The organism is Thermococcus sp., assembly GCF_015523185.1.
In the GTDB taxonomy this organism is placed as follows: Archaea; Methanobacteriota_B; Thermococci; order Thermococcales; family Thermococcaceae; genus Thermococcus.
The window spans coordinates 1-6,834 of the sequence record NZ_WAKV01000073.1 but is presented as its reverse complement, the minus strand read 5'-3'; the positions used below and the strand labels follow the sequence as shown (position 1 = coordinate 6,834).

Here is a 6,834-nt window from a genome sequence, read left to right as displayed (position 1 = left end):
CCGCCCTTAACCTCGTAGAGCTTCCACTTCTGGCTGGTCTTTTTCTTCTTGGCCATCTACACCACCTCACTCCTCCTCTTTCTGGATGAGGCCATCTCTAAGCAGTATATACTCGGGCTCGATGTAGAGCATCCTCTCCCTCGTCTCGTAGACCTTGGCGTAGCCCTTGGAAACGTGGCTTCCGAAGTAGCTCCTGATGTACTGTAAAACGGTCGTGTTCGGGTCTAGGTCGAGCATGGCGACGAGCTTACCCTTCACCGCTTCCCTGCTCGGGGTAGGCTCGCCCTCGTGGAGTATGTCGAAGTATATCTCCTTTCTCCCGAGGAGCTTGTTCTCCTTAATCTCGGTCACCTTAATCTCCATCGCGAACCACCTCCATCTTAGATAAGATGCGCGCACACCTGCGCTTGCATTCGGGTGTTACCTTTATAAGCACTACCCCCTCGTCGGGCTGGCCGTAGAGGACTACACTTCCATAGGGGGCGTATAGCACGGCGGGAATCGCGCCTAAGTCCTCTTCACCGCTGACCAGTATGTGAACCGGCCTGCCCCTCTCGACGAGGCGGAAGGCCTTTCTGATGGCATCTAATAAAGCTTTCGTTATCGTCCCGGGGGGATTTGAAACGGTCATAAAAACGGCTTTCGCGTTTATGTCGGGAGAATACTCAGCTCTTTTAGTTTTGAGGTCGTATAAAGCCAGAGAAGGGGAAAGGCCAAGCTTGAGGACGTTCTCGGTGACGACGTCCCCAACCGTAACGATGGTTTTGCCCCTAAGCTCGTTCTTAATCCGAAAGTAGGGCTCTGGAATGGGACCTCTTATGAGCTCCCCCAGGGGTTTTTTAAGCTCCCGCCGGAGCTCTTTGGTTAGGCGGAACAGCATTTCACCTGACCCTTATGGCGTATTTGCCCGGCACTTTAGCGGCCTCGGGTATGCTCTCGCGGAGCTTCTTCGCTATTCTGCTCTCGGTGTCGAGGATTATAACTAGGTCAAACCAGTCGTCGCTTAAATCCCTGCTCCCGCAGACCGGACAGCGGTCCTCGGTGGTTATGTAATGACAGTGCCTGCAAGCCCTCTCCTTCGCCATGGTCACGCCTCCTTGGCCTTCCTCTTCTCCTTATCAATCCACTCGAACTTGCCTAGACCGGGCTGGCGCATCGTCATGTTAATCTTGTTCTCCCTTATGATTTTGCTTTTGACGCTTACCCCTATTATCCTTGCCCTGACGTGGTCACCGAGCTTTAGGACGCGGTGAGTTTCCTTGCCTATGAACTGCCTGTTCTTCTCGTCGAAGACGACATAGTCATCCATGAGCTGGCTTATGTGGACGAGGCCGTCCATCGGACCTATTCTGATGAAGGCACCGTAGGGCATCATCTCGACTACCTCTCCCTCTACGACCTCGCCGTTCTCCGGCTTCCAGACGAGGACGTCAAAGATGACCTCATGGTAAGTTGCTCCATCGCCCGGAACGATTATTCCCCGACCGACGTCGTGGACATCGAGGATGGCCAGAATAACTCCCTCGTCCCTGTCGTAGATACCCTCATATGTCTCGCGAAGAACCTTTTTAGCGGCATCCTTGGGGTCCATTGTAAACATTCTCGGGGGTATCCTGACGACATCCTTAATTGTCAAAAGCTTGTACATGCCTCAACCTCCTTGTAAATAGGAGAGAAAAGAAATCAGTCCTTCTTTCCAAACTTCTCTTTGTAGAGCTCTACGGCACGGAGTATCTCCTTCTTGGCCTCCTCAGCGTTACCCCATCCTTCAATCTTGGTGACCTTGCCCTGAAGCTCCTTGTAGCGCTGGAAAAAGTGGGCAATCTCGTCAAGGAATGCCTTAGGGACGTCGTCAATGTCCTTCCAGTCCTTGAAGTACGGGTCCTCAACTGGAACGGCCAAAACTTTCCAGTCCTTATCACCCGAATCTTCCATCTTCATTATTCCTATGGGTCTGGCCTCGATTATGGTAAGCGGGTAAACCGGCTCGCGCATTATGACCATTATGTCGAAGGGGTCACCGTCGTCGTAGTAGGTCTGGGGGATGATTCCGTAGTCAACCGGGTAGAAGAACGGGCTGTAAAGAACGCGGTCGAGCTTTATAAGGCCGGTCTTCTTGTCAAGCTCATACTTGTTCCTGCTCCCCTTCGGAATCTCTATAAGAGCGTATACAACGTCAGGAACGTCTGGTCCGGGCTCAAGCTCGTGGAACGGGTTCATCTCTAACCACCTCTAACCCTTTTTAGGGTTCCTAAGGAAGCTTTCCCCTTGGGCTTTTAAAGTTGTTGGTTTAGGGCTAATTCACCCGGTACTCATAAACGATTTCACCGTCTGCAATCGCGTAGACATCAATTTCGCCGTCCTTGTAGTGGATCAGTGGCCTGTCGACCAGTTCAAAAACCCGTTCTAGGTCCTTTGGAGAGGAGAGCTCAACGCGTCTTCCCTCTGGGAGAGTTCCCTCAACCGTGTAATTTTCCAGACCCTTAAGCACCTTAGGTTTGGTCTTTCTCTTTTCCCTCTTGGAATAGAGAAATCCCGCCGGTGGAATCGCGAAGAGGAGCGCCATAGCCGGGAAAACAGTCCTAGCAGTTGAGACTCTAACGTCGGAGCCAGCAAAAGAGAGCGAGTTAGTCATCACGCTGACGTTTCTGACGATTTTCCGATAGTCTTTTTCAGTACCATCGAAGTACAGCATGCCCGAGGCGTCGCGCTTCACACGGATTTCCTGCGTGAAAGGTTCCCTCCCGTTGGCCAGAACTTTCACAGTGATGTAGACTTCCCTCTCGGCCCTGTAGAGACCCGTTCCCTCTCGGATTTTTCTGAGCTCCCCGTCCATCTCAGTGAAGTTCAGCTCAACGGGAACATTGAATGAATCGGCAAAGACGCCCTTGGCGAGGAGCTTCGTCTCATTAAGGAGGTATACCCTCCTCTTTCCAGAGGTGACGTAGTAGTTGACGTGGAGCGTTACCTCGTAACTTCCCCGCGAGCCGTCAGATGAGAACCTATACTCACCGACAACTGCGTCCGTTATCCCAGAGGGGTAATACGCAAGGGAAGTTCCGTTTTTATAGACTGTCTCGTTTGAGAACAGTCCGTAGTTTGCGAAGTGACCCTCCTGTGTGTAGACTGTCGAGTAGGTTGCCTCAGTCGTTGTAGGCTCCATAGAGTAGGCAACGCCGGAATAGACGGCAAAGGTAAGGGATAGGAAAACCGAAAGGGCGAGGCCAGTAATGATGGCCCGTTTTTTATCAACCTTCACAATCAACGACCTCCCGTAACTGTGATTTTATTCGAAACGACGTCGGTACCGCAGAGGTGGGCCCCGCAGTTGAGAATGTAGCTCCCGGGAGAGAAGAAGATAGCTTCCATGGGCATGTTCAGGGTAACCGTTTCTCCCCGGGCAACGTGGACGCGCCACACTATCGTCCAGCCGGAACAACCACAGTGGCAGTGGTTCATCATCAAATCCGCCCTTCCAGAGCTCGGCCTCGGTAGACCAACGACGTAGAAGGCCCTCCAGCTGGGATTCGGGATGGAGTCCTTTATCACGAAGTCGCCTTCTTCGCCGTTGTTGGTGAAGTTGAGCTGGAGCGTTATCGAGTTCCACTCACCAACCGGGTAGACGTAAACTCTTCCCACAATCGCCTTCCTGAGCACGTAAGTTGGCCTTTCAACGCTCGCGTACATCGAGCAGTCCCCAATCCTCGCACTTCCGCCGTCCCACTCAGCATAAACCGTTAGGGGAACCTCATAGATACCTTCCCCTGCGTTGTTTCCAGCGGAAAAGTTCCCACCGATAGAAGCGGACTGGCCGGGCTCAAGGGTGTAAGTGGAGCCGTCAACACCGGCACTCAATCCCGGTGGAAGGGACGAACCATCGGACTCGACGTGAATGGTGATTGGCCTGTCCATCAGGTTCTCAACGGTTACGGCAGTGAACTCCACACCGGAGCTCGAGTTAACCGGAACCGGGTCGGATAAACAGCGGTACGCGATGTAGGAATTGTCTCCACTAACAACCCCAAACTCAACACTCCTGCTGGTGGTGTAAGCTCGAAAGTTCCCGCTCGACCCAACAATGAAGAGCAGTCCAAGGAGGAAAGTGATTGGGAGTACAAACTTTCTCATACTAACCATCTCCTAGCAGTTTGGAGAGGAAACTTCCCCTCCGTTTTTTGATTCTAAGAACGTCTCCACCCGAAATCCCTGCGAGGAGGTAGAAAATCAGAAGCAGTCCCGTGAGAAGTAGGGAGTAGACCACGAGCGGGAGATATGGACTGAGTGAGTACAAGAAGACCACCAGGGAAGCCGGCAGGATAGCTGGATACGACTTGACCTCGAACTCCTCCCGGTAAATCCTCGTGTCCTGAGGAACGGTAACATGAACCGATAAGGTGGCACTTGAACCCCCACCTATGCGAAAGAACGTCGGCCCAGTCAGGTGTGCTCGCTCGTTTCCACCGCCCACAAAGTAGTAGAAGGGGTAAAATGCGTTGTTCTCAAGGGTGAGGTTCCTATCAAAGGTCGAGCCAGGTAAATACCAGCCCTCCCTCTGGTTGCCGGCCAGGGTCGAGGAGTAGGTGAAAGCAAGCGTTCCCCACGAGGCAACGGTCACGAAGAGGAAGCCTGCTATTATAAGGGTCGACGCGACTGCGTAGATGATCTTAACGCTCACTCGGTAGTGTTTGGCCCGTTTTTGTTTCCTATTCCCTCCGGAGAAGGTGAGAGTGGAACCGACGATGAGGAGAAGGACTATCGCGTAGGGGTTGCTTAGTACCCTCCGCATGGAGTTAATCAGGTCTCCACCACCCCTGAGGACAAGAGGCTTGTCGAAGAGGACAACCACCTTTCCGGCCACGTCCGAATCTTTAACGGGAGGATAAAGGCCATCCTGCTGGTCGGTGGCGACGTTGTTGTCGCCCTTGGTCACGAGGCCATTCTCAGTTATCGCGAAAATCCTGTGAACCGTCCAACCGTCGCGCCTGTGGAAGACCACAATATCGCCGACTTCGAAGTTCCTCGCGAGCGGGTTCATCAAGAAAAGGTCGCCCCTGTTTATGGTGGGCGTCATACTATCGGAATAGGCATAGGACAGAAACACGGGGCGGTTCAGGAAAAAGCCGGCTAACGAACCAAGGAGAAAAACAACCACGATGAAAGCAAACGTGAACTCAAGCAGTTTCTTCATAGTTACTCACCCTCAAAGGGTTGGGGCAAAGGCCCCTGAAGGAAATCACGGGCCCTCGCTAGGGCAGGCTCCAGCGACGGCTTCAATGCTCATCTGGAACTGGTATCCCTGCATTGCCGAGTTGGTGTTGTCGAATATCATCCCTATGGGAACTGGGTTTCCGTGGGTTACGGTGAAGTTTATGTTGTGGGCCGGTCCGGCCATGGGGCTGTCGTAGGTTCCGGCGAAGATTAGCACGTCCGGGTGTGAGGTCTTTATGGTGACGCATATAGGATAGTCCGTCTCGTTGTTCTCCCAGAGCTCGTTGCTTACCTCGAACATCTCCTCGAAGACGTAAGTCGTGTTCGGACTCATTCCGGCACCCCCGCCTGTGGGGTGGTTTGGATTATACTGGCTGATGTCAACGTAGAGCTTTCCAGCGTCGTAGGTCACGTAGGGCTGGAGGGCAGTTAAATCAATCAGCTCGTTGTCATCGGACACAACGTCGAAGCTCGCCTGCCTCTCGGCAGAGTAATACCTGAAGTTCGCCCCGGCACCAACGGCCAGGAGCATTCCAACCATCAGTAGAGCCAGTCCAAACAGTTTATTCATCTTTCATGCCCCCTCATGACCCCTGACCGCACTTGCCGACGAGTTCACTGGGCTCGGTGCCGAGCCTGTATGCCTGAATGTGTATCGTGCTACTCTCCGTGGTGTTGAGAGGTAAGTTCCCAACGTCGAAGTCCATACCGACCTTAACGGCCTCCCCCGGACTAAGGAGGAAGCAGACGTCGTTCTTCGCCATGTCGCTGGCGTAAACAACTGCCCCGGTGCTGACGTCGTGGATATCGTGGTCCGCTCCATAGAACTGTATAGCGGTGTTGGCGTTGGTAATCCTCACGACTATGCTCATGTTGTCCTCCCAGAGGTCGTTGCTTACAGCGAAGACCTCATCAAAGTTGTACTCAGAGTTTGGGCTCAGACCCTGGCCGTAGCCCGGGTAGTTCGGGTTTCTTGGGCTTATATCAACGACGAGGACGCCACCATCGTTTATGTACGCGTAGGGCTGAATAGGCGTCAGGTCAATAAGCTCGTTATCGTCGCTGACTATGTCCCAATGGACACTTCGGTCAGCGTTGTAGTCCCTGAAGTTAGCTCCCGAGCCAAGAACGAGACCAAAGGCCACCAACAGGCCAAAAATTCCAAGGGCAATATTCTTTCTCATCTTTTTCGCCTCCAGATTGGAGGCACTGTGGCAGAGAAGCCAGCGGTGAGAGTGAAGGTTCGTCTCCAAACCAGGACATACTCACGACCACTGCAACGGTGAAATCAACGCAGTGCCTCTGCAACCCCCTAGGGTTGCTCACTAATTCGTTGAACTGTTGGGGTATATATGAAATGCCAGATTAACGGCAGGTAATGAAGGATTACCCAGAAAATCTTAAACCCTCTTCACCATCCTGCGGTGAATCAGGCCAACCCCAGCGTATACCAGCGAGGCAAAAACTAGGTGAAGGTTCTCAAGGTAGAGCGCTGTCACGAGAAAAATCAGAGAGAGACCCACGTAGAAGGAGCTCCAGCTTATATCATTCTTCTTGACGGTCTCCATGTAGACGGTAACGTCCTCGGGAACCTTAACTAGGGTAACGACGCCTTGCCGAAAGGTT

The 6,834-nt window shown here is 52.9% G+C and carries 10 protein-coding genes and 1 pseudogene; all 11 read right to left on the bottom strand.

The features are described 5' to 3' along the window. Nucleotides 1-66 precede the first annotated feature (66 nt). Nucleotides 67-363 (bottom strand): 30S ribosomal protein S24e, encoded by a 297-nt coding sequence (locus tag F7B33_RS08395; RefSeq protein WP_297074120.1) that lies wholly within the window; start codon nt 361-363, stop codon nt 67-69. Then, complete coding sequence (locus F7B33_RS08390; RefSeq protein WP_297063805.1) at nt 353-880, bottom strand: GTP-dependent dephospho-CoA kinase; 528 nt, start codon at nt 878-880, stop codon at nt 353-355. The genes F7B33_RS08395 and F7B33_RS08390 overlap by 11 nt, the downstream gene beginning before the upstream one ends. A gap of 1 nt (nt 881) precedes the next feature. Continuing rightward, entirely contained in the window at nt 882-1,085 is a 204-nt protein-coding gene (gene spt4 / locus F7B33_RS08385; RefSeq protein ID WP_297063806.1) for a transcription elongation factor subunit Spt4, read from the bottom strand. A 2-nt stretch (nt 1,086-1,087) separates the two neighbouring features. After that, nucleotides 1,088-1,648 carry a DNA-directed RNA polymerase gene (locus tag F7B33_RS08380; protein WP_297074119.1) on the bottom strand — a complete coding sequence of 187 codons (561 nt, stop codon included), beginning with the start codon at nt 1,646-1,648 and terminating at the stop codon, nt 1,088-1,090. Between the two features lie 35 nt (nt 1,649-1,683). Next, entirely contained in the window at nt 1,684-2,220 is a 537-nt protein-coding gene (locus F7B33_RS08375) for an inorganic diphosphatase (RefSeq protein WP_297074118.1), read from the bottom strand. A 76-nt stretch (nt 2,221-2,296) separates the two neighbouring features. Then, on the bottom strand, nt 2,297-3,259 hold the full coding sequence (locus F7B33_RS08370) for a hypothetical protein (protein ID WP_297074117.1): 963 nt from the start codon (nt 3,257-3,259) through the stop codon (nt 2,297-2,299). Between the two features lie 2 nt (nt 3,260-3,261). Beyond that, entirely contained in the window at nt 3,262-4,137 is an 876-nt protein-coding gene (locus F7B33_RS08365; protein ID WP_297074116.1) for a hypothetical protein, read from the bottom strand. After that, nucleotides 4,130-5,188, bottom strand: coding sequence for a signal peptidase I (locus tag F7B33_RS08360; RefSeq protein ID WP_297074115.1), 1,059 nt, complete (start codon nt 5,186-5,188; stop codon nt 4,130-4,132). The genes F7B33_RS08365 and F7B33_RS08360 overlap by 8 nt, the downstream gene beginning before the upstream one ends. Before the next feature lie 45 nt (nt 5,189-5,233). Further along, nucleotides 5,234-5,779, bottom strand: a complete 546-nt coding sequence (locus F7B33_RS08355; protein ID WP_297063817.1) for a DUF1102 domain-containing protein — start codon at nt 5,777-5,779, stop codon at nt 5,234-5,236. Nucleotides 5,780-5,792: 13 nt separating this feature from the next. Beyond that, on the bottom strand, nt 5,793-6,392 hold the full coding sequence (locus tag F7B33_RS08350) for a DUF1102 domain-containing protein (protein WP_297063819.1): 600 nt from the start codon (nt 6,390-6,392) through the stop codon (nt 5,793-5,795). Nucleotides 6,393-6,608: 216 nt separating this feature from the next. Continuing rightward, nucleotides 6,609-6,834, bottom strand: a pseudogene (locus F7B33_RS08345) (hypothetical protein); the annotation flags it as partial.